At 61.3% G+C, this 26,025-nt stretch carries 26 protein-coding genes and 1 tRNA gene; 25 read left to right on the top strand and 2 right to left on the bottom strand.

Translation table 11 applies throughout. The features are described from left to right. The first annotated feature begins 26 nt into the window (after positions 1-26). The 20 genes from C8C94_RS10850 (at position 27) to C8C94_RS10755 (ending at position 17,745) form a co-directional block, all read left to right on the top strand. The gene (locus C8C94_RS10850) at positions 27-1,013 is read left to right on the top strand and encodes an NAD(P)H-quinone oxidoreductase (protein WP_121420713.1); all 987 of its coding nucleotides are present in this window, start codon (positions 27-29) and stop codon (positions 1,011-1,013) included. Positions 1,014-1,015: 2 nt separating this feature from the next. Then, positions 1,016-1,765, top strand: a complete 750-nt coding sequence (tpiA, locus tag C8C94_RS10845) for a triose-phosphate isomerase (protein WP_121420712.1) — start codon at positions 1,016-1,018, stop codon at positions 1,763-1,765. A gap of 39 nt (positions 1,766-1,804) precedes the next feature. Further along, complete coding sequence (secG, locus tag C8C94_RS10840) at positions 1,805-2,179, top strand: preprotein translocase subunit SecG (protein WP_055393223.1); 375 nt, start codon at positions 1,805-1,807, stop codon at positions 2,177-2,179. Between the two features lie 114 nt (positions 2,180-2,293). Further along, positions 2,294-2,378 (top strand) — tRNA-Leu (locus tag C8C94_RS10835). 73 nt (positions 2,379-2,451) lie between these two features. Next, on the top strand, positions 2,452-2,811 hold the full coding sequence (locus C8C94_RS10830; protein WP_055393226.1) for an NADH-quinone oxidoreductase subunit A: 360 nt from the start codon (positions 2,452-2,454) through the stop codon (positions 2,809-2,811). A gap of 24 nt (positions 2,812-2,835) precedes the next feature. Further along, a complete protein-coding gene (locus tag C8C94_RS10825; RefSeq protein WP_007849129.1) occupies positions 2,836-3,315 on the top strand; it encodes an NADH-quinone oxidoreductase subunit B family protein in 480 nt (159 codons plus the stop codon). Between the two features lie 10 nt (positions 3,316-3,325). Further along, positions 3,326-3,934 carry an NADH-quinone oxidoreductase subunit C gene (locus tag C8C94_RS10820; RefSeq protein WP_055393297.1) on the top strand — a complete coding sequence of 203 codons (609 nt, stop codon included), beginning with the start codon at positions 3,326-3,328 and terminating at the stop codon, positions 3,932-3,934. Between the two features lie 26 nt (positions 3,935-3,960). Beyond that, a complete protein-coding gene (locus C8C94_RS10815) occupies positions 3,961-5,214 on the top strand; it encodes an NADH-quinone oxidoreductase subunit D (RefSeq protein WP_121420711.1) in 1,254 nt (417 codons plus the stop codon). Further along, positions 5,211-5,702: an NADH-quinone oxidoreductase subunit NuoE gene (gene nuoE, locus C8C94_RS10810; protein WP_055393230.1), complete on the top strand. Its 492-nt coding sequence runs from the start codon at positions 5,211-5,213 to the stop codon at positions 5,700-5,702. Before C8C94_RS10815 ends, nuoE begins: the two co-directional genes overlap by 4 nt. After that, a complete protein-coding gene (gene nuoF / locus C8C94_RS10805) occupies positions 5,699-7,054 on the top strand; it encodes an NADH-quinone oxidoreductase subunit NuoF (RefSeq protein ID WP_121420710.1) in 1,356 nt (451 codons plus the stop codon). The genes nuoE and nuoF overlap by 4 nt, the downstream gene beginning before the upstream one ends. Before the next feature lie 14 nt (positions 7,055-7,068). Beyond that, positions 7,069-9,204: an NADH-quinone oxidoreductase subunit NuoG gene (gene nuoG, locus C8C94_RS10800; protein WP_121420709.1), complete on the top strand. Its 2,136-nt coding sequence runs from the start codon at positions 7,069-7,071 to the stop codon at positions 9,202-9,204. Further along, entirely contained in the window at positions 9,201-10,283 is a 1,083-nt protein-coding gene (nuoH, locus tag C8C94_RS10795; protein ID WP_055393236.1) for an NADH-quinone oxidoreductase subunit NuoH, read from the top strand. The genes nuoG and nuoH overlap by 4 nt, the downstream gene beginning before the upstream one ends. 12 nt (positions 10,284-10,295) lie before the next feature. Next, positions 10,296-10,808 (top strand): NADH-quinone oxidoreductase subunit NuoI, encoded by a 513-nt coding sequence (gene nuoI, locus C8C94_RS10790; protein ID WP_010463942.1) that lies wholly within the window; start codon positions 10,296-10,298, stop codon positions 10,806-10,808. Between the two features lie 50 nt (positions 10,809-10,858). Beyond that, positions 10,859-11,527 (top strand): NADH-quinone oxidoreductase subunit J, encoded by a 669-nt coding sequence (locus tag C8C94_RS10785; protein ID WP_055393238.1) that lies wholly within the window; start codon positions 10,859-10,861, stop codon positions 11,525-11,527. After that, a complete protein-coding gene (gene nuoK / locus C8C94_RS10780; protein WP_005793248.1) occupies positions 11,524-11,832 on the top strand; it encodes an NADH-quinone oxidoreductase subunit NuoK in 309 nt (102 codons plus the stop codon). Before C8C94_RS10785 ends, nuoK begins: the two co-directional genes overlap by 4 nt. A gap of 31 nt (positions 11,833-11,863) precedes the next feature. Continuing rightward, on the top strand, positions 11,864-13,909 hold the full coding sequence (gene nuoL / locus C8C94_RS10775) for an NADH-quinone oxidoreductase subunit L (protein ID WP_055393240.1): 2,046 nt from the start codon (positions 11,864-11,866) through the stop codon (positions 13,907-13,909). 12 nt (positions 13,910-13,921) lie between these two features. After that, positions 13,922-15,397: an NADH-quinone oxidoreductase subunit M gene (locus C8C94_RS10770; protein ID WP_055393242.1), complete on the top strand. Its 1,476-nt coding sequence runs from the start codon at positions 13,922-13,924 to the stop codon at positions 15,395-15,397. 13 nt (positions 15,398-15,410) lie between these two features. Next, positions 15,411-16,904 carry an NADH-quinone oxidoreductase subunit NuoN gene (nuoN, locus tag C8C94_RS10765; protein WP_055393244.1) on the top strand — a complete coding sequence of 498 codons (1,494 nt, stop codon included), beginning with the start codon at positions 15,411-15,413 and terminating at the stop codon, positions 16,902-16,904. A gap of 25 nt (positions 16,905-16,929) precedes the next feature. Next, positions 16,930-17,235 carry a DUF2818 family protein gene (locus tag C8C94_RS10760; RefSeq protein WP_055393246.1) on the top strand — a complete coding sequence of 102 codons (306 nt, stop codon included), beginning with the start codon at positions 16,930-16,932 and terminating at the stop codon, positions 17,233-17,235. A gap of 24 nt (positions 17,236-17,259) precedes the next feature. Continuing rightward, positions 17,260-17,745 carry a DUF1178 family protein gene (locus C8C94_RS10755; protein ID WP_055393248.1) on the top strand — a complete coding sequence of 162 codons (486 nt, stop codon included), beginning with the start codon at positions 17,260-17,262 and terminating at the stop codon, positions 17,743-17,745. Positions 17,746-17,909: 164 nt separating this feature from the next. Here the strand turns inward: C8C94_RS10755 and C8C94_RS10750 are convergent, their stop codons facing one another. Next, positions 17,910-19,724, bottom strand: a complete 1,815-nt coding sequence (locus C8C94_RS10750; RefSeq protein ID WP_121420708.1) for an ABC transporter transmembrane domain-containing protein — start codon at positions 19,722-19,724, stop codon at positions 17,910-17,912. Positions 19,725-20,099: 375 nt separating this feature from the next. Here C8C94_RS10750 and C8C94_RS10745 point away from each other — a divergent pair, with 375 nt between their 5' ends. From C8C94_RS10745 to C8C94_RS10725, 5 genes are all read left to right on the top strand, one after another. Further along, positions 20,100-20,870 carry an ABC transporter ATP-binding protein gene (locus tag C8C94_RS10745; protein ID WP_055393252.1) on the top strand — a complete coding sequence of 257 codons (771 nt, stop codon included), beginning with the start codon at positions 20,100-20,102 and terminating at the stop codon, positions 20,868-20,870. Further along, positions 20,870-21,583, top strand: a complete 714-nt coding sequence (locus C8C94_RS10740) for an ABC transporter ATP-binding protein (RefSeq protein WP_055393254.1) — start codon at positions 20,870-20,872, stop codon at positions 21,581-21,583. The genes C8C94_RS10745 and C8C94_RS10740 overlap by 1 nt, the downstream gene beginning before the upstream one ends. A 57-nt stretch (positions 21,584-21,640) precedes the next feature. Continuing rightward, positions 21,641-22,837 carry an ABC transporter substrate-binding protein gene (locus C8C94_RS10735; protein WP_055393256.1) on the top strand — a complete coding sequence of 399 codons (1,197 nt, stop codon included), beginning with the start codon at positions 21,641-21,643 and terminating at the stop codon, positions 22,835-22,837. Positions 22,838-22,935: 98 nt separating this feature from the next. Further along, positions 22,936-23,820: a branched-chain amino acid ABC transporter permease gene (locus tag C8C94_RS10730; protein ID WP_010463953.1), complete on the top strand. Its 885-nt coding sequence runs from the start codon at positions 22,936-22,938 to the stop codon at positions 23,818-23,820. 12 nt (positions 23,821-23,832) lie between these two features. Continuing rightward, positions 23,833-24,834, top strand: a complete 1,002-nt coding sequence (locus tag C8C94_RS10725) for a branched-chain amino acid ABC transporter permease (RefSeq protein WP_055393257.1) — start codon at positions 23,833-23,835, stop codon at positions 24,832-24,834. Between the two features lie 63 nt (positions 24,835-24,897). Here C8C94_RS10725 and C8C94_RS10720 read toward each other — a convergent pair whose 3' ends face one another. Continuing rightward, positions 24,898-26,019, bottom strand: coding sequence for a lipocalin-like domain-containing protein (locus C8C94_RS10720; RefSeq protein WP_121420707.1), 1,122 nt, complete (start codon positions 26,017-26,019; stop codon positions 24,898-24,900). Positions 26,020-26,025 lie beyond the last annotated feature (6 nt).

Genomic DNA, 26,025 nt, shown 5'->3' with positions numbered 1-26,025 from the left:
AAATTAACCGTCCCATGAATCGCAATATGCGTGCTGTCGAGATCACTTCCTTTGGCGGGCCCGAGGTCTTGCGCCTGGGTGAACGCCCCGTGCCTCAGCCGGGTGTCGGTGAGCTGCTGATCCGTGTCGCTGCCAGCGGAATCAATCGCCCCGATGTGCTTCAGCGGATGGGGCACTATGCCCCTCCGTCTGGCACGTCTGACCTGCCGGGCCTGGAAGTTGCGGGAGTGGTGGAGTCGGGGGATGCCGCAGCCATGGCCGAGGCGGGTATCCGGGTGGGTGACCGCGTCTGTGCGCTGGTGGCGGGTGGTGGTTATGCCCAATGGTGCGTGGTGCCTGTGGTGCAGTGCCTGCCGGTGCCTGATGGCTTTAGCGATGTTGAGGCTGCATCACTGCCCGAGACGTTCTTCACCGTGTGGAGCAATGTGTTCGACCGGGGGCATCTGCAGGCGGGTGAAAGCTTGCTGGTGCAAGGCGGTACCAGTGGTATTGGTGTGACGGCTGTTCAATTGGCGCGGGCCTTTGGCGCAACGGTCATTGCAACTGCAGGTAGCGACGAAAAGTGTGCGGCATGCCTGCAGCTGGGGGCCCACGAGGCCATCAACTACAAGACGCAGGATTTTGTGGCAGAAGCCAATCGCATTACGCAGGGCAAAGGCGTGGATGTGGTGCTGGACATGGTGGCAGGTGACTACGTGGCGCGCGAGGTGCAGTGCCTGGCTGAGGACGGCCGCATTGTCATCATTGCGGTACAGGGTGGCATCAAGAGCGACTTCAATGCGGGTTTGGTGCTGCGCCGCCGGCTGACCATTACTGGCTCCACCTTGCGTCCGCGCTCTGTGGCATTCAAGGGGGCGATTGCGCGTGCATTGCGCGAGCATGTGTGGCCTCTGCTGGTGGCGGGGCGTGTGCGGCCTGTCATTCACAGCACATTTGCGGCGGCAGAGGCTGCTAAGGCCCACGCGCTGATGGAGTCAAATCAGCACATTGGCAAGATTGTTTTGACGTGGTGATCATGAAAAACAAGAGAAAACTCATCGCAGGCAACTGGAAGATGAACGGCAGTCTGGCTGCCAACGATGCTTTGCTGAAAGGCATCTTGGCGGGGCTGGCTGACGCGGTTTGTGACGTGGCCGTTGCGGTGCCGGCGCCCTATCTGGCGCAGGTGCAGGCTGCTGCGTTGGGGTCTTTGGTGGCTGTGGCTGCCCAGGATGTATCGCAGCACGAAGCAGGTGCCTACACCGGAGAGGTGTCGGCCGCCATGTTGAAAGAGTTTGGTGTGCGGTACGCGCTGGTGGGGCATTCAGAGCGCCGCCAATACCATGGTGAAACCGATGTGATGGTCGCCGAGAAAGCGCAACGCGCACTGGCGGCAGGTATCACGCCTATCGTCTGCGTGGGCGAGACCCTTCAGGAGCGCGAAGCTGGGCAGACCGAGGTTGTGGTCAAGCGTCAATTGGCGGCTGTGATCCACCTCAATGGTCACTGCATCAGCGAAGTGGTGGTGGCTTACGAACCGGTCTGGGCCATTGGCACGGGCCGCACGGCGTCGCCTGAGCAGGCGCAGGCAGTGCATGCAGTGCTGCGGGCACAGCTGTCTGCGGCCAGCGAGCATGCGGATCGAATCCGCCTGCTGTACGGCGGCAGCATGAATGCGGCCAATGCCGCCCAGTTGCTGTCCCAGCCGGATATCGATGGCGGCCTTGTTGGCGGTGCCTCGCTGAAAGCGCCCGATTTCCTTCAAATCATTGCGGCCGCCCGGTGAGGCTGCCCTTCAAACTATTCAATCAGGAGTGAACAGAGAATGAACGTGATCGTGAATGTGGTGTTGGCTGTGCAGATGCTGACGGCCTTGGGGATGATTGGCCTGATCCTGATCCAGCATGGCAAGGGTGCCGATATGGGCGCAGCGTTTGGCAGTGGCAGTTCCGGAAGTCTGTTTGGTGCCAGCGGTAGCGCCAACTTCTTGTCGCGCACTACGGCGGTGCTGGCTGCGGTGTTTTTTGTGGCAACGCTGGCACTGGCCTATTTCGGCAATGCGCGTCCTGCCAGTTCGGGTAGCGTGCTGGAAAATCCCGCTGCTGCAGTGCCTGCAGGTGCGCCTTCGTTGTCGGCTTCGGATGCTGCTGTGGCTCCTGCCGTGCCCGCCTCGGGTGCAGCGCAGATCCCCACCAAATAATCTGCACTAAATTGGGCTCCGTAAGCCGAAGCAGGGTTTTTCCGGAGTAGAATTCTGGATTGTCTGGAAAGCCAAAACCGCAAGGTTCCTCATGCCATCCAGATGCAAAAATCAGCCGTCGTGGTGAAATTGGTAGACACGCTATCTTGAGGGGGTAGTGGCGAAAGCTGTGCGAGTTCGAGTCTCGCCGACGGCACCAAAACAAAGGCCTGCCTGCATGACCCGGCTCGGGTCCTGACGGGCAAGGCCACAGCGGTGAGCACATCCTCAAGATGAACCTCGATCAGTACCTCCCCGTCCTTTTGTTCATCTTGGTCGGCATCGCCGTAGGCGTTGTCCCCCTTGTACTCGGCTACATACTGGGCCCCAACCGCCCGGATGCCGCGAAGAACTCTCCCTACGAATGTGGCTTTGAAGCCTTCGAGGATGCGCGCATGAAGTTTGATGTGCGCTACTACCTTGTGGCCATTCTCTTCATTCTGTTCGATCTCGAAATTGCATTCCTCTTCCCGTGGGCGGTGACGCTGCATGAGGTGGGGATCGCTGGTTTCGTGGCGGTCGTTATTTTCCTGGCCATTCTGGTTGTGGGTTTTGCCTACGAGTGGAAAAAGGGTGCCCTGGATTGGGAATGAGCGAGCCTCAACAAGGATGATGCAATGATTGAAGGCGTGATGAAGGAAGGCTTCATCACCACGAGTTACGACTCGGTGGTGAATTGGGCCAAGACCGGCTCTCTGTGGCCGATGACATTTGGCTTGGCTTGCTGTGCCGTCGAAATGATGCATGCTGCGGCGGCGCGTTACGACATTGGTCGTTTTGGGGCGGAAGTGTTCCGCGCGAGCCCGCGCCAGTCTGACCTCATGATTGTGGCCGGCACGCTGTGCAACAAGATGGCGCCTGCGTTGCGCAAGGTGTACGACCAGATGTCCGAGCCGCGTTGGGTGTTGTCGATGGGCTCGTGTGCCAACGGCGGCGGTTACTACCACTACAGCTACTCCGTGGTGCGTGGTTGCGATCGCATTGTTCCGGTGGATGTCTACGTGCCAGGTTGCCCGCCCACGGCGGAGGCGTTGATCTACGGGATCATCCAGCTGCAGCAGAAGATTCGCCGTACCAACACCATTGCTCGTGTCTGAAGGGTTGATGATGACCGCTGTTGCCATTCGGCCTGAAAAACTCAAAGACAATATTGCCGCCGCCCTGGGGGCGATGGTGCGTCAGATCACGGTGGCGTTGGATGAGGTCACCTTGGTCGTTGATGCGGCTGACTACCTCGAATCCATGCGCGTGTTGCGTGACGCTGAAGGTTGCCGCTTTGAGCAACTGATCGATTTGTGTGGCGTGGACTATTCGGCATATGCCGATGCCGTGCGTGAAGGAGCCCGCTACTGCGTGGTCTCGCACCTGTTGTCCGTCAGTCTGAATCAGCGTGTGCGGGTCAAGGTGTTCTGCGCCGATGATGATTTTCCGGTGGTGGCCTCGGTCTCCGACCTGTGGAACTCCGCCAACTGGTACGAGCGCGAAGCGTTTGATCTGTTCGGCATTGTGTTCGACGGCCACAACGACCTGCGCCGTATCCTGACCGACTACGGCTTCATTGGCCATCCCTTCCGCAAAGACTTTCCGCTGTCTGGTCATGTTGAGATGCGCTACGACGCAGAGCTGCGCCGGGTGGTTTACGAACCCGTGTCGATCGAGCCGCGGGAGATCACGCCGCGCATCATCCGCGAAGACAAGTACGGAGGCCTGCACTAAGGCGCCCGCGCCCCATGTGAACCACCATGGCTGAAATCAAGAACTATTCCCTGAACTTTGGTCCGCAGCATCCGGCGGCGCACGGTGTGCTGCGCTTGGTGCTGGAGCTCGATGGCGAAGTCGTACAGCGCGCCGACCCGCACATCGGCCTCCTGCACCGTGCCACCGAAAAGCTGGCCGAACACAAGACCTACATCCAGTCGCTGCCCTACATGGACCGATTGGACTACGTTTCGATGATGTGCAATGAGCACGCCTACTGCCTGGCCATCGAAAAGCTGCTGGGCCTGGAAGTGCCCCTGCGTGCGCAGTACATCCGCGTGATGTTTTCGGAAATCACGCGCCTGCTGAACCACCTGATGTGGCTGGGTTCGCATGGCAACGACTGCGGCAGCTCCACCATCCTGATCTATACCTTCCGCGAGCGCGAAGACCTGTTCGACATGTACGAAGCCGTCTCTGGCGCGCGTATGCATGCAGCGTATTTCCGTCCAGGCGGTGTGTACCGTGACCTGCCGGACTCCATGCCGCAATACAAGGTCAGCAAGATCAAGAACGCCAAGGCCCTGGAGGCCATGAACCAGAACCGCCAAGGTTCTTTGCTTGATTTCATCGACGACTTCACCAAGCGCTTCCCCGGTTGCGTAGATGAGTACGAGACCCTGCTGACCGACAACCGTATCTGGAAGCAGCGCACCGTGGGTATTGGTGTGGTGCCGCCAGAGCGTGCGCTGAACCTGGGCATGACCGGCCCCATGATCCGTGGCTCCGGTATTGTCTGGGACCTGCGCAAGACCCAGCCGTACGATGTTTACGACCGTGTGGACTTCGATGTACCCGTGGGCAAGACAGGTGACTGCTACGACCGCTATCTGGTGCGCGTGCAGGAAATGCGCGAATCCAATCGCATCATCAAGCAGTGTGTGGATTGGCTCAAAGCCAATCCGGGTCCTGTCATTACTGACAATCACAAGGTGGCTGCGCCCGCTCGTGAATCCATGAAGTCCAACATGGAGGAGTTGATCCACCACTTCAAGCTTTTCACTGAAGGGTTTCACGTGCCCGAGGGTGAGGCTTATGCTGCGGTGGAGCATCCCAAGGGCGAGTTTGGCATCTACCTGGTGAGCGACGGCGCCAACAAACCGTACCGCCTCAAGATCCGTGCGCCTGGTTTCGCGCACTTGGCCACGCTGGACGAAATGGCTCGCGGCCACATGATTGCGGACGCCGTGGCCATCATTGGCACCATGGATATCGTGTTCGGAGAGATTGACCGATGATTACCGAATCGACCCGCGCGCGTTTTGCGCGTGAAGTGGCCAAGTACCCCGCCGAGCAGAAGCAGTCTGCAGTGATGGCCTGCCTGTCTATCGTGCAACAGGAGCAGGGGTTTGTCAGTGCTGAAAGTGAAGCGGTGATTGCCGAGTATCTGGGCATGGCCCAGATCGCCGTGCATGAAGTCACGACCTTCTACAACATGTACAACCAGCAGCCGGTGGGCAAGTACAAGCTCAACGTGTGCACCAACTTGCCTTGTCAGCTGCGCGACGGACAGAAGGCGCTGCACCACCTTGAAAAGAAGCTTGGTGTGACCATGGGCGAGACCACGGCCGATGGCCTGTTCACCCTGCAGCAGTGTGAGTGCCTGGGCGCCTGCGCCGATGCGCCCGTGATGCTGGTCAACGACCGCACGATGTGCAGCTTCATGGACAACGACAAGCTCGACCAGTTGGTCGACGGCCTGCGTGCGGCGGAGGGACAAGCATGACCACCGCTGCACAGATCCTCTCGCAGTTCCAGGCCACGGGCGTCCAGACCTGCTTCCACGACCGCCACATCAACCCGCAGATCTACGCGGGCCTGGATGGTGCGAACTGGAACATCAAGGACTACGAAGCGCGCGGCGGCTATGCTGCGCTGCGCAAGATCCTGGGCACCGATGGCGGTGAACCGCTCACGCAGGACCAGGTCATCGCCACTGTCAAGGAATCCGGCCTGCGCGGCCGTGGCGGTGCGGGTTTCCCCACCGGCCTCAAGTGGAGCTTCATGCCCCGCTCGTTCCCAGGCCAGAAGTACCTCGTGTGCAACTCCGATGAAGGCGAGCCTGGCACGTGCAAGGATCGCGACATTCTTCAGTTCAACCCACACATCGTTATCGAAGGCATGATCATCGCGGCCTACGCGATGGGCATCTCTGTGGGCTACAACTACATCCACGGTGAAATCTTCCAGACCTACGACCGCTTTGAAGAAGCGTTGGAAGAAGCGCGCGCAGCCGGTTACCTGGGTGACAAGATCCTTGGCAGCAACTTCAGCTTCCAGCTGCATGCGGCGCATGGCTTCGGTGCCTATATCTGTGGCGAAGAAACTGCGCTGCTCGAATCGCTCGAAGGCAAGAAGGGCCAGCCGCGCTTCAAGCCGCCGTTCCCTGCCAGCTTCGGTCTGTACGGCAAGCCCACCACCATCAACAACACGGAGACCTTCGCGGCCGTGCCGTGGATCATCCGCAATGGCGGCCAAGCCTACTTGGAGTGTGGCAAGCCCAACAACGGTGGCACCAAGATCTTCTCGGTTTCGGGCGATGTGGAAAAGCCCGGCAACTACGAAGTGCCCATGGGCACGCCTTTTGCCAAGTTGCTCGAACTGGCCGGTGGCGTGCGCAAGGGGCGCCAGCTCAAGGCAGTGATTCCCGGTGGGTCCTCGTCCCCGGTGCTGCCTGCCTCCATCATCATGGAATGCACGATGGATTACGACTCCATTGCAAAGGCTGGCTCCATGCTGGGTTCGGGCGCTGTGATCGTGATGGACGATTCCCGCAGCATGGTCGAGAGTCTGCTGCGCCTGTCGTACTTCTATTCCCACGAATCCTGTGGCCAGTGCACGCCATGCCGTGAAGGCACGGGCTGGATGTGGCGCGTGATCGACCGTATTCAGCACGGTCAGGGGCGCGAAGGCGATCTGGACCTGCTCAATTCTGTGGCAGACAACATCCAGGGGCGCACGATCTGTGCGCTGGGCGATGCCGCTGCCATGCCTGTGCGCGCCATGATCAAACATTTCCGTCCCGAGTTTGAGGCACTGATCCGGAACAAGGCCCCGCAGGCCGCGACCTCCGTCTGATCGCGAGAAAACATATGGTTGAAATTGAACTGGACGGTCAGAAAGTGGAAGTCGCCGAAGGCTGCATGGTGATGCATGCGGCCGAGAAGGCGGGCACCTACATTCCGCATTTCTGCTACCACAAGAAGCTTTCGATCGCCGCCAACTGCCGTATGTGCCTGGTGGATGTGGAAAAGGCTCCCAAGCCCATGCCAGCGTGCGCTACGCCGGTGACGCAGGGCATGATCGTGCGCACCAAGAGCGACAAGGCTATCAAAGCCCAGCAGTCGGTCATGGAGTTCCTGCTGATCAACCACCCGCTGGATTGCCCCATCTGCGACCAGGGCGGTGAATGCCAGTTGCAGGACCTGGCCGTGGGCTACGGCGGCTCTTCTTCTCGCTACGAAGAAGAAAAGCGCGTGGTACCTGTCAAGGATGTTGGCCCGTTGATTTCCATGCAGGAAATGAGCCGTTGCATCCACTGCACCCGTTGCGTGCGCTTTGGCCAGGAAGTGGCTGGCGTGATGGAGCTGGGCATGATCCATCGCGGCGAGCACTCGGAGATCACAACGGTCACCGGTGATACGGTGGACTCCGAGCTGTCGGGCAACATGATCGACATCTGCCCCGTCGGTGCGCTCACGAGCAAGCCTTTCCGATACAGCGCCCGTACTTGGGAGTTGTCGCGCCGCCGTTCGGTGAGCCCCCACGATTCGACCGGTTCCAACCTGATTGTTCAGGTCAAGAACCACAAGGTCATGCGCGTGGTGCCGTTCGAGAATGAGGCTGTCAACGAATGCTGGATTGCCGACCGTGACCGTTTCTCGTACGAATCGCTCAACAGCGACGAACGCCTGACCCAGCCGATGCTCAAGCAGGGCGGGGTGTGGAGGCAGGTCGATTGGCAGACCGCACTGGAATACGTCGCCAACGGTTTGAAGAACATCAAGAATGACCACGGCGCCAACAGCATTGGCGCTCTGGTCAGTCCGCACAGCACGGTCGAAGAGTTGTACTTGGCTTCTGCATTGGTGCGTGGTCTGGGCAGTGACAACATTGACTACCGCCTGCGCAATGCTGAATTTGCAGCGCCCGAAGGTATCCGCTGGCTTGGCACGTCCATTGCCTCGTTGTCCACGTTGCAGAGTGTGCTTGTGGTGGGCTCCAACCTGCGCAAGGACCATCCGTTGTTCGCCCAGCGCATTCGCCAGGCAGCACGCCACGGCTGTCAGGTCAGTGTGGTCGATTCGGCCCTGGCTGACTGGGCAATGCCGGTGAAACACTCCCTGCTGCAGCCTGCTGCCCAATGGGTGGCGGCGCTTGGCGGCATCGCTGCTGCGGTGGCGCAGGAAAAGGGTGCTTCTGCGCCTGCGGGGGCAGGTGCCGTGACCGAGGGTGCCTTGGCGATCGCCCGTACCCTGCTGGGTGGCGAACGCAAGGCGCTGCTGTTGGGCAACGCAGCTGCGCACCATGCACAGGCTACGCAATTGCTGGCGCTGGCCAACTGGATTGGTGAGAACACGGGGGCATCCGTCGGCTACCTGACGGAAGCCGCCAATACGGTGGGTGCTCAGTTCGTGGGGGCTCATCCTGTCAATGGTGGCTTGAATGCGGGCCAGATGCTTTCCGGTGGTCTGAAGGCAGCCTTGTTGCTCAATACTGAGCCGGTGTACGACTCCGCTGCGGGCGCCAGCGCTGCTGCCACGCTGTCTGGTGCAGACATGGTGATCACGTTGAGCCCCTTCAAGGCCAACATGGAGTTCAGTGACGTTTTGTTGCCAATTGCCCCGTTCACCGAAACGTCTGGCAGCTTCGTCAATGCGGAAGGCCGTCTGCAGAGCTTCCACGCCGTGGTGCGCCCTCTGGGTGACGCCCGTCCTGCATGGAAGGTTCTGCGCGTTCTGGCCAATCTGCTGGGTGTGCCGGGCTTCGACTTTGAAACCTCGCAGGACGTGCTGGCCCGTGCCACGAATGCCCCAGCGGGCACGGTCACGCAATTGGCGGCTGCTCAGATGTCGAACGCTGTGAGGACGGTGCCAGTCGCTGCGACAGCCGCAGCAGGTGAACCCGTGGTCGCATCCATCTATCAACTGGACGGCCTGGTGCGCCGTTCCACGTCGCTGCAGCTCACTGCCGACGCGCGCATGGCACGTGAAGGAGTGGCCGCATGATCGACGCGATCTACAACGCGGGCCTGAACCTGCTTTCTTTTGGGTGGTGGACTGGCATCGTCTGGCCGGTGCTCTGGATCCTGATCAAGATCGTTTGTATCCTGGCGCCTTTGATGGGTGCGGTGGCCTACCTCACGCTGTGGGAGCGTAAGCTCCTGGGCTTCATGCAGGTGCGCCATGGACCCAACCGCGTGGGTCCCATGGGGTTGCTGCAGCCTATCGCTGACGCGCTGAAGCTGTTGACCAAGGAAATCATCCAGCCCACGGCGGCCAGCAAGGGCTTGTTTGTCCTGGGACCTGTCATGGCCATCATGCCGGCACTGGCTGCCTGGGTGGCTATTCCCTTTGGCCCCGATGTGGCCTTGGCCAATGTGAATGCAGGTCTGCTGCTGGTCATGGCCATCACCTCGATCGAGGTCTATGGTGTGATCATCGCTGGCTGGGCCTCGAACTCCAAGTATGCTTTTCTCGGTGCGCTGCGTGCTTCCGCACAGATGGTGAGCTACGAAATTGCCATGGGCTTCTGCTTCCTGGTCGTGATCATGGTCTCCGGTAGCATGAACCTGACCGAAATCGTGATGGGGCAGGGGCGTGGCATGGCTGCGGATAAGGGCCTGACCTTCCTGTCCTGGAACTGGCTCCCGCTGCTGCCCATTTTTCTGGTCTACCTGATCTCTGGGGTTGCTGAAACGAACCGCCACCCGTTTGACGTGGTGGAAGGCGAGGCGGAAATCGTGGCCGGCCACATGGTGGAGTATTCCGGCATGGGCTTTGCGATCTTCTTCCTGGCTGAGTACGCCAGCATGTGGCTCGTTTCCATCCTGGCTGCACTGATGTTCCTTGGCGGCTGGCTGCCCCCCATCGACAGTGCGTTGTTCAACTGGATTCCCGGCTGGATCTGGCTGGGTATCAAGACCTTCCTTGTGGTGTCCATGTTCATCTGGATCCGGGCGACCTTCCCCCGTTTCCGTTATGACCAGATCATGCGTCTGGGCTGGAAGATCTTTATTCCAGTCACGCTGGTGTATTTGTTGTTTGTCGGCGGGTGGTTGCTCTCGCCTTGGAATATCTGGAAATAAGCGGGGACACAAATGACTGCTGTTGCTGCTGCTGCACCTTTTTCGTTCAAGGATTTCTTCAAGAGCTTCATGCTCGTGGAGTTGCTCAAGGGCATGGCCCTCACGGGCCGCTATGCCTTTCGCCGCAAGGTGACTGTGCAGTTCCCGGAAGAGAAGACGCCTCTTTCACCCCGTTTTCGCGGTCTGCATGCGCTGCGACGCTATGACAACGGGGAAGAGCGTTGTATCGCCTGCAAGTTGTGCGAGGCCGTTTGCCCCGCCATGGCGATCACGATTGAGTCAGACGTCCGTGCCGATGGCTCCCGCCGCACCACTCGCTATGACATCGATCTGACCAAGTGCATCTTCTGCGGTTTCTGTGAAGAAAGCTGCCCGGTGGATTCCATCGTGGAGACGCACATCTTTGAATACCACGGCGAAAAGCGTGGCGATCTGTATTTCACGAAGGACATGCTCCTGGCCGTGGGCGACCGGTACGAAGGTGAAATTGCGGCAGCCAAGGCTGCGGACGCAAAGTACCGCTGAGCGGTGCAGGCTTCAGCCTCTTTGCCAGACTTTCTATAAAGACCCGATTCATGGACGCCAAGACTGGTTTCTTCTACCTCTTCTCGGTTGTGCTGCTGTTTGCAGCCTTCCGGGTGATCACTGCGCGCAATCCTGTGCATGCTGTGCTCTATCTCATCCTCGCGTTTTCGCAGGCGGCAGCGGTGTGGTTGCTGCTCAAAGCCGAATTCCTCGCCATTGCCTTGGTGCTCGTGTACCTGGGCGCGGTGATGGTGCTGTTCCTGTTCGTCGTGATGATGCTTGATATTCACATCGACACGGTGCGCAAAGGCTTCTGGAAGCACTTTCCCCTGGCCGCCACGGTAGGCGCTTTGATTGCGCTGGAAATGGCCGCTGTGCTGATGGGCGGGTTTCGTGGCATGGACGAGCCCAAGGCCGTCGCCACCATGGTGGATGCTGCGGGGCAGGTGGTCCCGTATTCGAATACCAAGGCGTTGGGCAAGCTGCTTTACACCGAATACCTTTATCCCGTTGAAATCGCAGCTGTGATTCTGCTGGTGGCCATGATTGCCGCCATTGCGCTCACCCTGCGCCAGCGCAAGGACAGCAAGGCCATCAATCCTTCGGTGCAGATCCGCGTCCGTGCTGCGGACCGCCTGGAAGTGGTGAAGGTCGCAGCGACCCAGAAGCCGGTGGACGAAGCACAGGCAGAGCCGGCCGTCGAGGAGAAAAAAGCATGACGCTGACATTGGGACACTTTCTCTCGCTGGGTGCGATGTTGTTCGCGCTCGCGGTGATCGGGATTTTCCTGAACCGCAAGAACCTGATCGTGCTGCTGATGGCCATCGAATTGATGCTGCTGGCGGTGAACATGAACTTCGTGGCTTTCTCCCACTACCTGGGCGACATGCACGGCCAGGTGTTTGTGTTCTTCATCCTGACCGTGGCGGCAGCCGAATCGGCCATCGGCCTGGCCATCCTGGTGCTGCTGTTCCGCAACAAGTCCAGCATCAACGCGGAAGACCTCAACACCCTCAAGGGTTGATGGGCTACCCGTATTCCCAAGGTTCTCAAGAATGAGTCAAACCCTCTCTGCTTCAACGCTCCTGGCCGTGCCACTGGCTCCTCTGGCGGGTGCTTTGCTGGCCGGCATCTTTGGTACGACCTTTGGTGGTAACTGGATAGGCCGACGCCTGAGCCATACCCTGACGATCCTGGGCGTGCTCGTGGCGTTCGTGTTGTCTGCGATGACGCTCAAGAGCGTTGCGATCGATGGCGCGCGTTTTAACGAGACGCTGTACACCTGGATGGTTGTTGGTGGTCTGAAGATGGAAGTGGGCTTCCTGGTGGACAGCCTCACCGCCATGATGATGGTCGTGGTGACCTTCGTGTCGCTGATGGTGCACATCTACACCATTGGCTACATGGAAGAGGACGACGGCTATAACCGTTTCTTCGCCTACATCTCGTTGTTCACGTTCTCCATGCTGATGCTGGTGATGAGCAACAACCTTCTGCAGCTGTTCTTCGGTTGGGAAGCCGTGGGCCTGGTGTCTTACCTGCTGATCGGCTTCTGGTTCAACAAGCCTTCGGCGATCTTTGCCAACATGAAGGCCTTTCTGGTCAACCGGGTGGGCGACTTCGGTTTCATCCTGGGCATTGGCCTGATCGCAGCTTACGCTGGCACGTTGAACTACGGCGAAGTGTTCGCGAAGACGGGTGAGCTGGGTGGTCTGCCATTCCCCGGCACCGACTGGATGCTGATCACCGTGATCTGCATCTGCCTGTTCATTGGTGCGATGGGCAAGTCGGCCCAGTTCCCGCTGCACGTGTGGTTGCCCGACTCGATGGAAGGTCCAACCCCTATCTCGGCGCTGATCCACGCGGCAACCATGGTGACCGCGGGCATTTTCATGGTGGCGCGCATGTCGCCCCTGTTTGAACTGTCTGATACGGCCCTGAATTTCATCCTCGTGATTGGTGCCATCACGGCGTTGTTCATGGGATTCCTGGGCATCATCCAGAACGACATCAAGCGTGTGGTGGCTTATTCCACGCTGTCGCAGCTGGGTTATATGACCGTAGCGCTGGGCGCATCGGCTTACTCGGTGGCCGTGTTCCACCTGATGACCCACGCGTTCTTCAAGGCGCTGCTGTTCCTCGGGGCCGGCTCGGTCATCATGGGCATGCACCACAACCAGGATATCCGCTGGATGGGCGGCGTGCGCAAGTACATGCCCATCACCTGGATCACCTCACTGCTGGGTTCGCTGGCGTTGATCGGTACACCGCTGTTCTCGGGCTTCTACTCCAAGGACAGCATCATTGAGGCCGTGCACTTCAGCCAACTGCCCGCAGCCGGTTTTGCGCACTTTGCCGTGCTCGCAGGTGTGTTCATCACGGCGTTCTATTCGTTCCGCATGTATTTCCTGGTCTTCCATGGCAAGGAGCGCTACGACCAGAACCCGGATGCGCACCATGACGACCATCATGGTCATGATGATCACCACGGGCACGATGCCAAGCCACACGAATCCCCCTGGGTGGTGACGGTGCCGCTGGTGCTGCTGGCCATTCCTTCGGTGGTGGTGGGCTTCATGTTCATCCAGCCCATGCTGTTTGGTGACTTCTTCAAGGACGTGATCTTTGTCGATGCGGCTAAGCACCCGGCCATGGCGAAGCTGGCAGAAATCTTCCACGGTCCGGTGGGGATGGCACTGCATGGTCTGCAGACAGCGCCTTTCTGGCTTGCTTTGGCGGGGGTGGCTGCTTCGTACTACATGTACATGGTCAATCCTGCGCTGCCTGCGGGCATCAAGGCACGTGTCCAGCCGCTGTACACCTTGCTGGAGAACAAGTATTACCTCGATTGGATCAACGAGAACATCCTCGCCCGTGGTGCTCGTGCGCTGGGTGTCGGGCTGTGGAAGGTAGGCGATCAGGCCATCATCGACGGCGCTCTCGTGAACGGTTCTTGGAAGTTGGTGCGTGGAGTTTCCGGCATCGTGCGCTGGATGCAGTCGGGCTTTATCTTCCACTACGCGCTGGTGATGATCCTGGGTGTCTTCGCGCTGATGACCTGGTTTGTCTGGGGCGATGCTCTGTTGCAGCTCATCAAATAAGGAAAACAACAAATGGGTCTGTTGAGTCTTGCAATCTGGGCACCGATTGCCTTCGGTGTACTGCTGCTGGCCATTGGGCGGGATGAGCATGCCCGCGCGGTGCGGTGGCTGGCGCTGGTGGGGGCCGTGGTTGGCTTCCTGGTGACGTTACCCCTGTACGATGGGTTCCAGCTGGGCACGGCGGCGATGCAGTTTGTCGAGAAGGCAGCCTGGATCGAACGCTTCAACATCCACTATCACCTGGGTGTGGATGGCATCTCGTTCTGGTTCGTGCCGCTGACGGCATTCATCACGGTCATCGTCGTAGTGGCTTCCTGGGAGTCCATCACCGAGCGCGTCAACCAGTACATGGGGGCTTTCCTGATCCTGTCGGGCCTCATGATTGGCGTATTCACGGCGTTGGACGGCATGCTGTTCTACGTGTTCTTCGAAGCCACGCTGATTCCGATGTACCTGATCATCGGTATCTGGGGTGGCCCCAACAAGATCTACGCGGCGTTCAAGTTCTTCCTGTATACGCTGCTCGGTTCGCTGCTGATGCTGATCGCACTGATCTTCCTGTACAACCAGTCAGGCGGCAGCTTCGACATTGCCACGTGGCACCAGTTGCCGTTGAGCCGTACGGCGCAGACGCTGCTGTTCTTTGCCTTCTTTGCGGCGTTTGCTGTGAAGGTGCCGATGTGGCCGGTGCACACCTGGCTGCCCGACGTGCACGTGGAGGCGCCCACCGGAGGCTCCGCCGTGCTGGCCGCCATCATGCTGAAGCTGGGCGCATACGGCTTCCTGCGTTTCTCCATGCCCATCGCCCCCGATGCCTCGCGCGAGTGGGCTTGGCTGATGATTGCCCTGTCGCTGATTGCCGTGATCTATGTGGGTCTGGTGGCCATGGTCCAGAAGGACATGAAGAAACTGGTGGCGTATTCGTCTGTGGCGCACATGGGCTTTGTGACTCTGGGCTTCTTTATCTTCAACGATCTGGGCGTGTCTGGCGGTCTGGTGCAGATGATTGCCCACGGCTTTGTCTCGGGCGCGATGTTCCTGTCCATTGGCGTGCTGTATGACCGCGTGCATTCGCGTGAAATCGCCGCTTACGGCGGTGTGGTCAACACCATGCCCAACTTCACGGCCTTTGCGCTGCTGTTTGCGATGGCCAACTGCGGCCTTCCAGGCACTGCCGGCTTTGTGGGCGAGTGGATGGTGATCCTTGGCGCTGTCAAGGCCAACTTCTGGATCGGTCTGGCCGCCGCCACTGCGCTGATCTTTGGTGCCGCCTACACGCTGTGGATGTTCAAGCGCGTATACCTGGGGCCCGTGGGCAATGACAACGTCAAGGGCCTGACCGACATCGACAGCCGCGAATTCCTGGTGCTTGCCTTGCTAGGCATTGCCGTTCTGGCCATGGGCCTGTATCCCCGTCCGTTCACGGACGTGATGGACACCTCGGTGGCGGAACTGCTCAAGCATGTTGCGCTGTCCAAGCTGAACTAAGAGATTCAAGAAGATGATTGACAACATCAGCTGGCTCGCGATTTACCCCGAAATCGTGCTGTTGACCATGGCCTGCGTGATCGCGCTGGTCGACCTGGGCGTGCACAGCGCCCGCCGCACCGCCACCTACGTGCTCACCCTGCTCACGCTCGCCGTGGTGGCTGGATTGCAGGCCATGTACGCCAGCAGCGGCAACACCTTCTATGGGTTTGGCAACATGGTGGTGAGCGATGCCATGGGCAACTGGCTCAAGTGCTTCGCCACGGTGGCCATGATGATCACGCTGGTCTATGCCCGACCCTACGCGGCAGATCGCGGCATGATGCGTGGCGGCGAGATGTTCACCTTGTCGATGTTTGCGCTGCTGGGCATGTTCATCATGATCTCGGGCAACAACTTCCTCGTGATCTACCTGGGTCTGGAGCTGCTGACCCTGTCGAGCTACGCGCTTGTGGCCCTGCGCCGTGACAATGCCACGGCCACAGAAGCGGCCATGAAGTATTTCGTGCTCGGCGCCATGGCCAGCGGCTTCCTGCTGTACGGCCTGTCCATGATCTACGGCGCCACGGGTTCGCTCGATATCGGTCAGGTGTTCAAGGCCGTCAATTCAGGCCAGATTCGCCACCAGGTGCTGGTTTTCGGCCTCGTGTTCGTGGTGGCCGGCCTGGCCTTCAAACTGGGTGTCGTGCCTTTCCACATGTGGATTCCCGACGTCTACCAGGGCGCTCCCACGGCGGTCACGCTCATGATCGGTGGTGCGCCCAAGCTGGCAGCGTTTGCCATCACCATCCGCCTGCTGGTGGACGGGTTGTTGCCCTTGGCCATCGACTGGCAGCAGATGCTGGCAGTGCTGGCGATTGGCTCGCTGCTCGTGGGTAACCTGGCCGCCATCGCGCAGACCAACCTCAAGCGCATGCTGGCGTACTCCACCATCTCGCAAATGGGCTTTGTGCTGCTGGGTCTGATGTCGGGTGTGGTGAACGGCAATGTGGATGCTACGGCCGTTGAGAACGCCTACAGCGCCTCGATGTTCTACGTGGTGACCTATGTGCTCACCACGCTGGCAGCCTTTGGCGTGATCTTGCTGCTGGCCCGCGAAGGCTTCGAAAGCGAGGAAATTTCGGACTTTGCTGGCCTCAACCAGCGTAGCCCCCTGTACGCCGGTGTGATGGCCGTCTGCCTGTTCTCGATGGCCGGTATTCCGCCGCTCGTGGGTTTCTACGCCAAGCTGGCCGTGCTGCAGGCGTTGGTGGCCTCAGGCCAGACCCTGTACATCGCGATGGCGGTGTTCGCGGTGATCATGTCGCTGATCGGCGCCTTCTACTACCTGCGGGTGGTGAAGGTCATGTACTTCGACGCACCGTTGACGGCCTCGAACGTGTCCGCCCCGGCGGATGTGCGTGTGGTGCTGACCCTTAACGGCGCGCTCCTGCTGGTGCTGGGCCTTCTGCCCGGCGGCTTGATGGCCCTTTGCGCTGACGCTGTCGTGCGCGCGCTGGCCACCTAAGCGTTCCCCACTGCCTGCTGTTCCTGTGTCGCTTACCGGGTCCGTCTGGCTGGTCATCGTGGCAGCGTTCATTGCTGCCAACCTGCCTTTTGTCAACCACCGCTGGCTGGCGGTAGGGCCACAGTCCAATCCGAGAAAGCCGCTGGTGGGCCGCCTGGGCGAGCTGATCCTGCTGTACTTTCTGGTGGGTGGCTTGGCGCTGTTGCTGGAGCGCAGGGCCGGGCAGATTGCTTCGCAAGGCTGGGAGTTCTATGCGATCACCGGGACGCTGTTCCTTACACTCGCCTTTCCAGGTTTTGTTTATCGTTACCTGCTGCGCCGCCACGGCTGATGGCCAGCGTGCCCAAGGTTTGCCATGAAGGTGCTTGATCTCCAATGCCGGCAGGGCCATGTCTTTGAAGGCTGGTTCGCTTCGGAAGACGATTTCCAGGGCCAGAAGCAACGTGGATTGGTGCAATGCCCGCTGTGCGCGGACGATCACATTGAAAAACGCTTGAGTGCTCCCCGGCTGAACCTGGGGGCGCGCGAGCCATCTGCACCGTCAGCCGTGCCTACACCGTCTGCCGCACCCGAGGGCGGCAGTCTCCAGGTCGGAAACTCTCCGGCACTTCCCCCCGCATTACAGGCTGCCTGGCTGGACCTTGCCCGCAAGATCGTCGCGAATACCGAGGATGTGGGTGCGCGCTTTGCGCAGGAGGCCCGGCGCATGCACCACGGTGAGGTGCAGGAGCGCGCGATTCGCGGGCAGGCCACTCCGGATGAGGCGATGGAGTTGCTGGAGGAGGGGATCGCCGTCATGCCCTTGCCTCTGCCCGCCGCCGCCAAGGAAACGCTCCAGTAGGCCATCGATGCTTGGGCCCAAAATATTAAATGTTTTAGGCTGCTGGCGCTTGATGGGTAAGACAGTATTGCTATCAATTTGATATCAATATGACGGGCGGCCTGGGATTAGCCGGAAACCCTCCGTAAACCCCCACTGTTGGCCGCGATCTGACAGTGCGGGCGTTACACCGTGAACTGCAACGCCGCCAGGCGGGCATAGACGCCGCCTTGCGCCAGCAGGGCCGTGTGGGTGCCTTGCTCAACGATGCGCCCATGTTCCAGCACCACAATGCGGTCCGCGTTCTGCACCGTGGCCAGCCTGTGGGCAATGACCAGCGTGGTGCGCCGACCTGTGTGGCGCTGCATGGCGGTATCCAACGCCGCCTGCACCATGCGTTCGCTCTCTGCGTCCAGCGCGCTGGTGGCTTCGTCTAGCAGGAGCAGGGGCGGGTTTTTGAGCATGGCCCGGGCAATGGCAATGCGCTGTCGCTGGCCGCCGGACAGCCGCACGCCCCGTTCACCCAGGAAAGTGCCATAGCCCTCGGGCAGCGCCATGATGAAGTCGTGTGCAAAGGCGGCACGTGTGGCTGCCATGACTTCTTCGTCTGTCGCCTGGGGGCGCCCGTAGCGGATGTTGTCCATGGCCGATGCCGAGAAAATCACGGCGTCCTGCGGTACGGTGCCCGTGTGCAAGCGCAGGGTTTCCAGGCGCAGTTGGCGGATGTCCACACCGTTGAGGCGGATGGCGCCCTGGGGTTGGCCCTGTGCCTCGGTGTCCACGTCGTAAAAGCGCTGCAGCAGCTGGAACACCGTGGTTTTGCCCGCGCCGCTGGCGCCCACCAGCGCCACCGTTTCGCCCGGCGCCAGGTGCAGCGTAAAGTCGTGCAGCGCGGGCTGGTCGGGGCGCGAGGGGTAGTGGAACCACACGCTCTCAAACTCCACCTCCAGCCCCCGTTCCGATACAGGCAGGTCCTGCGGCGCGATCGGGTCTGCCACGGGCGATCGGGTCGCGAGCAATTCCATCAGCCGCTCCGTGGCGCCCGCAGCGCGCAGCAGATCGCCATAGACCTCGCCCAGCACGGCCACGGCACCGGCCAGCAAGATCACATACACCACGGTCTGCCCCAGATGCCCGGCTGTCATCTTGCCCGCCAACACCGCCTCCGTGCCCCGGTACAGCCCCCAGAGCAGCAGTGCGGCGTTTGCAATGATGATGAAGGCCACGAGCAGGGCGCGGGCCCCGGTGCGCTTGATGGCGACCTGGAACGCGTTCTCGGTGGCCTGCATGAAGCGGGTGGTCTCGCGGGGTTCTGCCGTGTAACTTTGCACCACCGGCACGGCATTGAGCACCTCGGCCGCTATGGCGCTGGAATCGGCCACCCGGTCCTGGCTGTCGCGCGACAGGCGCCGCACGCGCCTGCCGATCCACATGGTGGGTAGCACCACCAGCACCACGGCCACCATGACCACCGACATGACGTAGGGGTTGGTCCACACCAGCATGGCCAGCGCCCCGACCCCCATCACGGCGTTGCGCAGTCCCATCGACAGGGAGGAGCCGACGACGGTCTGTACCAGCGTGGTGTCGGTGGTCAGGCGCGACAGCACTTCGCCGGTCTGGGTGGTCTCAAAGAACTGCGGGCTTTGTTGCAGCACATGTCCGTATACCGCGTTGCGCAGGTCGGCGGTCACCCGCTCGCCCAGCCAGCTCACCATGTAAAACCGCGCGGCGGAGAACACCCCCAGTGCCACCGCCACGGCAAACAGCGCCTCGAAATGATTGCGCAGTGCCATGGTTTGGGCCCCCTTGTCGGGGTTCACCAGGCCACCATCGACCAGGTTGCGCAAGGCCAGGGGGAAGGCCAGGGTGGCAAGCGCTGCCAGTACCAGGAACACCACCGACAGCGCGATGCGTGCGCGGTACGGTCGCAGAAAGGGAAGGAGGCCCGTCAGGGACCGTGGGGCGCCGCTGGAGGGTTGAGTGGGGGTGGAAGCCATGGGGGTCAGTGTAGAGGGACCGTCCATGCGCCGCTGGGCGCGCCATCGTGGCACTGGCAAGACAAGATGTAAGAAAAAAGTCAGTGTTCTGCCTGGCGGGCTGACGCGTGAGCGGGGGCGAGCCACAGACCGCTTTGTGCGGGGTATCGCCTCCAAAACCAGCAAGGGCGGGCGATGCCGTGCCTGTGCACCGTTGCCATGGGCACCGCCGCAGGTCGCGATGTCCGAAAGCGTAGGCGTTTATACATAGGCATTAGTCCCAGTATCTACTGCGGGGTAGGGGGGCATACGATGCACTGCGATCACAACGCATGTATGAGGACCTTGCTGGCCAAGGCTTCTTTCCCCAGCACCCAACGGAGCGACCCAGGCGCAATGAGCGACGTCATTCTTGAAACCCACAGCCTGACCAAAGAGTTCAAGGGCTTCACCGCCGTCAGCGATGTGAATCTGGCCGTCCGCCGGGGCTCCATCCATGCGCTGATCGGCCCCAACGGCGCAGGCAAGACCACGTGTTTCAACCTGCTGACCAAGTTTCTCACACCCACCTCGGGCACCATCCGGTTCAACGGGCACGACATCACGCGAGAGCAGCCCGCACAGATCGCGCGCCGCGGCGTCATCCGCTCGTTCCAGATCTCGGCGGTGTTCCCCCACCTCACGCTGATGGAGAACGTGCGCCTGGGCCTGCAGCGCAAGCTGGGCACCTCGTTCCACTTCTGGCGCAGCGAGCGCACCCTGTCGCAACTGGACGACCGCGCGATGCAGTTGTTGACAGAAGTGGGCCTGGAAGACTTGGCCGACGAAGTGACGGTCAACCTGCCGTACGGCCGCAAGCGCGCGCTGGAGATTGCCACCACACTGGCCATGGAACCCGAGCTGATGCTGCTGGACGAGCCCACCCAGGGCATGGGCCACGAAGACGTGGACCGCGTCACCCAGCTGATCAAAAAGGTCTCTGCCGGTCGCACCATCTTGATGGTCGAGCACAACATGAAGGTCGTCTCCACCATTGCGGACCGCATCACCGTGCTGCAGCGCGGCGCAGTGCTGGCTGAGGGGCCCTACGAAGAAGTTTCGAACAACCCACAGGTCATGGAAGCCTACATGGGCACCACCGACGGTCAACTCCAAGGAGCGCATTGATGGCTGCCGCTCCCGCCCTCGAAATCAAGAACCTTGAAGCCTGGTACGGCGAGTCGCACGTGCTCCATGGTGTGGACATCGTTGTGCAGCCCGGCGAGGTGGTCACGCTGCTGGGCCGCAACGGCGCGGGCCGCACCACCACCATGCGCGCCATCATGGGCCTGACCGGTGCGCGCAAGGGCTCGGTCAAGATCCATGGTGTGGAGACCATCCACATGGCCACGCACCGCATTGCGCACCTGGGCGTGGGCTACTGCCCGGAAGAGCGCGGCATCTTCTCCAGCCTGTCGTGCGAAGAAAACCTGCTCCTGCCCCCGGCACTGAAGACCGGCACGCCCGGCATGTCGGTGCAGGAGATCTATGCCATGTTCCCCAACCTGGCCGAGCGCAAGAACAGCCAGGGAACACGCCTGTCGGGCGGCGAACAGCAGATGCTGGCCGTGGCCCGCATTCTGCGCACTGGCGCCAAGTTGCTGCTGCTCGACGAGATTTCCGAGGGCCTGGCGCCGGTCATCGTGCAGGCCTTGGCCCGCATGATCATGATGCTGCGCGAGAAAGGCTACACCGTGGTCATGGTCGAGCAGAACTTCCGCTTTGCCGCACCGCTCGCCGACCGCTTTTACGTCATGGAGCACGGCCGCATCGTCGAAAAATTTGGCGCGTCGGAGCTGGAAGAAAAGATGCCCGTGCTCACCGAACTGCTGGGCGTTTGAACGCGCCCCGAAGTCTTGCTTCCCGTTTTCTTCAACCACACCCACAGGAGACAATCCATGAAGAACAAACTCAAAACGCTGGCACTGGTGCTGGGCGCCGCTGGCCTGGCCACCTCGGCCGCGCATGCGCAAGACAAGGTCAAGATCGGCTTCATCACCGACATGTCCAGCCTGTACGCCGACGTGGAGGGCAAGAACGGTGCGGTGGCCATCCAGATGGCGATTGATGATTTTGGCGGCAAGGTGCTGGGCATGCCCATCGAGCTGCTCACCGCAGACCACCAGAACAAGGCCGACATCGCGGCTTCCAAGGCCCGCGAGTGGATCGACACCCAGGGCCTGACCATGCTGTTTGGTGGCACCAACTCTGGCACGGCCCTGGCATCGGCCAAGGTGGCGGCCGAAAAGAAACGTGTGTACATCAACAACGGCGCCGCCAGTTCGGCGCTGACCAACGACCAGTGCACGCCCTACACCGTGCACTATGCCTATGACACCGTGGCGTTGGCCAAGGGCACGGGTTCGGCCATCGTGGATACCGGCGGCAAGTCCTGGTACTTCCTCACTGCAGACTATGCGTTCGGCCATGCACTCGAAGCCGATACCAGCACGGTCGTCAAGGCCAAGGGCGGCACCGTGGTGGGCACCGTGCGCCACCCGCTCAACGCGTCCGACTTCTCGTCCTTCCTGTTGCAGGCGCAGAACTCCAAGGCACAGATTCTGGGTCTCGCCAATGCTGGCGGCGACACCATCAACGCCATCAAGGCTGCCAAGGAGTTCGGGATTGGCAAGAGCATGAAGCTGGCGGGTCTGCTGATCTTCATCAGCGACGTGCACAGCCTGGGCCTGCGCAACACCGAAGGCCTGCAATTCACCACCAGCTGGTACTGGGATCTGAACGACGACACGCGCAAGTTTGCCGCGCGTTTCTTCGAGAAGACCAAGCGCATGCCCACCGAAATCCAGGCGGCCGATTACTCCGCCACGATGAACTACCTCAAGGCCGTGGAAGCAGCCAAGACGGTGGATGCCGACAAGGTCATGGCCACATGGCGCGGCATGAAGATGAACGACTTCTTTGCGTCGGGCCAACTGCGCCCCGATGGCCGTTACGTGCATGACATGTACCTGATGGAAGTGAAGAAGCCTTCGGAGTCCACCAAGCCCTGGGACTACTACAAGCTCGTCAAGAAGCTGCCCGGCGACACGGTGTTCACCACCAAGGCTGAGAGCAAGTGCGCGCTCTGGAAGTAAAGCCCTGAGCCGGACTCAACGCGCTCAGCCGCCCAGATGGGCTGGCCTGGCGCGTTGTGCCCCCTGACCTGAACCCCCTCCACCTGCCGCTGCCTCCCATGGAAATTTTTGGTGTCTCATTGCCGGGCCTGTTGAGCCAGCTCCTTCTGGGGCTGGTCAATGGGTCGTTCTACGCCATCCTCAGTCTCGGCCTGGCCGTGATCTTTGGCCTGCTCAACGTCATCAACTTCGCCCACGGGGCGCTGTTCATGACGGGCGCCCTGATGACCTGGATGGCGATGAACTACTTCGGCATCAACTATTGGTGGATGCTGGTGCTGGCGCCGCTGGTGGTGGGCTTGTTTGGGGTGTTGATCGAACGCCTGCTGCTGCGCTGGATCTACAAGCTCGACCATCTTTATGGCCTGCTGCTCACGCTCGGCCTCACCTTGCTGATTGAAGGCGTGTTCCGCTCCATCTATGGCGTGTCGGGCCTGGGCTATGACACCCCTGAGCTGCTGGAAGGCGCGACCAACCTGGGCTTCATGATCCTGCCCAACTACCGGGCCTGGGTGGTGGTGGCCTCGGTGGTGGTGTGCCTTGCCACCTGGTATGTGATCGAGAAGACCAAGCTCGGCGCTTATCTGCGCGCTGGCACTGAAAACCCACGCCTGGTGGAAGCTTTCGGCATCAACGTGCCCGTGATGGTGACCCTGACCTACGCCTTTGGCGCCGCGCTGGCTGCCTTCGCTGGCGTGCTGGCGGCCCCGGTCTACCAGGTCACGCCGCTCATGGGCCAGAACCTCATCATCGTGGTGTTTGCCGTGGTGGTGATTGGCGGCATGGGCTCCATCATGGGCTCCATCCTGACCGGGCTGGGCCTGGGCGTCATCGAAGGCTTCACCAAGGTCTTCTATCCCGAAGCATCGTCCACCGTGGTGTTTGTCATCATGGTCATCGTTCTCCTCATCCGCCCCGCCGGCCTGTTCGGCAAAGAAAAATAAGGGGCAGCCAGCATGAATCTCAAGAACACTGCCACCATCGGCTACGGCCTGCTACTGCTGGGCCTGATTGCCGCACCCTTCCTTGGTGCCTATCCCATCTTTGTGATGAAGCTCATGTGCTTTGCACTGTTTGCTTCGGCGTTCAACCTGCTGCTGGGCTACACCGGCCTGCTGTCATTCGGGCATGCAGCATTTTTGGGCGGGGCGGCCTACGTGGCGGGGCATGCCATCAAGGTGTGGGGCCTCACGCCCGAGGTGGGCCTGCTGCTGGGCACGGCCGGGGGGGCTTTGCTGGGCCTGCTGTTTGGCTGGCTGGCCATCCGCCGCCAGGGCATTTATTTTTCAATGATCACGCTGGCGCTGGCCCAGATGCTGTTCTTTGTGTGCTTGCAAGCCCCCTTCACCGGGGGTGAAGACGGCTTGCAGGGCGTGCCGCGCGGCAAGCTCTTTGGCCTGATCGATCTGAAGGACGATCTGGTCATGTACTACGTGGCGCTGGTCATCGTGGTGGCTGCGTTCCTGGTTATCGTGCGCACCATCCACTCGCCGTTCGGCCAGGTGCTCAAGGGAATCAAAGAGAACGAGCCCCGCGCAATCTCTCTGGGGTACGACACACACCGCTTCAAGCTGCTGGCCTTTGTGCTGTCGGCTGCGCTGGCGGGGCTGGCGGGCTCCCTCAAGACGCTTGTGCTGGGCTTTGCCACGCTGTCGGATGTGCACTGGACGGCCTCGGGCCAGGTCATCCTGATGACGCTGGTGGGCGGCCTGGGCACACTGTCGGGCCCGCTCATCGGCTCGGCCGTGGTGGTTCTGCTCGAAAACAAGATCGGTGAATTCGGCAACCTGCTGGCGGCGCTGACCAGCGTGGAGTGGTTCAAGACCCTGGGCGAATCCGTCACCATGGTCACGGGGCTGATCTTCGTGATCTGCGTGCTGGCCTTCCGCCGGGGCATCATGGGCGAAATCATTGCCTGGCTGGCACAGCGCCGCGCGGGCAACACTGCCAAGCACTGACCCCGTCATGGCCCGCAACGGCGGGCTGCTACCTGGATGCTGCTCAAAAATCCGCTGCCGCCCTTACAGGCGCAGCGGCTTTGCATATCCGGTCATCTCCAGATAGCCCCGGCCCACGGGCTGTCCGCTGCCGTCCAGCAGGTCGGACAGCCCCTCCCAATAAATCGCGCCGCTGGACCCACTGCTGTCCAGCTCCTGGTTGTCCAACAGCGCGCGCACCTCAAACTGCCCCACCGGCGTCAGCACCCGCCACTGCACCGGGTAGCGCGCGCCGCTGTGCGGGCTGGTCCAGGTGCGCAGCGGGGCGAAGACCACGGCCTGCGCGCCAAACACCTGCACGGCCTGCCCGGGTGCCCGCCACGACCCTCCGGCCCACAGCGCAGACCCATCCGCGCGCCGCAGGCGGAAGGCCGTGAGCGCGCTGCCATCGGCCAGGTTCATGCCAATCCAGTCCCAGCCCTGGGCCTCGGGGTGCATCAGCGCCTCGCTCCACTCGTGGTCCATCCACGCGCGGCCGGTGCCCGGCTCGACCGCCATGCGGCGGCCCGCCACTGTCAGGTGCCCGCTCACGGCCAGCTGCGGCTGGCTGTAGTAGTAGCTCGCCTGCGTCGCTTCCGGCCCCTTGCGCGACAGGCCTTGCTGGCCTTGCAGCAGCACGGGCTGCGTGCTGTCGAACTGCAGCTCCAGCCCCAGCTCGCTGCCGGTGATGCGCGTGGTGTAGCGGCTGCGCGGCGCCTCACCGGGCGTGCTGCCCGGCACATCACTGCGCTCCAACGTCCAGTCCTGCAGCCGGATGCGCGTGTCCGCCTCGCTGGCCTGCGCCACGCCAAAACCCGCACGCGCAATCCGCTGGTCATGCCGCAGGCGCTGGCCTTTCACATCGGTGATGGCCACATGCGCAAACAGCAGCTGCTTGGCAGCAAACGCCGACTGCAGGCCCTGTGTGGCGTCCACCCGTGAGCGGAAAAACGTGAGCTGAAACCCCCAAGGCTGGCCCTGCGCTTGCACATGGCCGGTGATGTACCACCACTCGGTGCGCAGCTCCGGGTGGCTGCCGTGGTCGCGCGGAAAGGCCAGCGGGCGCGCAGGCAGCGCCTGCGCCGCACCCGGCCAGAGCAGCGCGCCCAGCCCCGCTGTCTGCAGGCTGGCCCCCATCAGCCACTGGCGGCGCGTGGAGCTGTGCATGGTGTG

Source organism: Acidovorax sp. 94 (genome assembly GCF_003634645.1).
GTDB lineage: Bacteria > Pseudomonadota > Gammaproteobacteria > Burkholderiales > Burkholderiaceae_C > Acidovorax > Acidovorax facilis.
The sequence above is the reverse complement of the archived record's forward strand: the minus strand, read 5'-3'. Positions and strand labels throughout refer to the sequence as shown.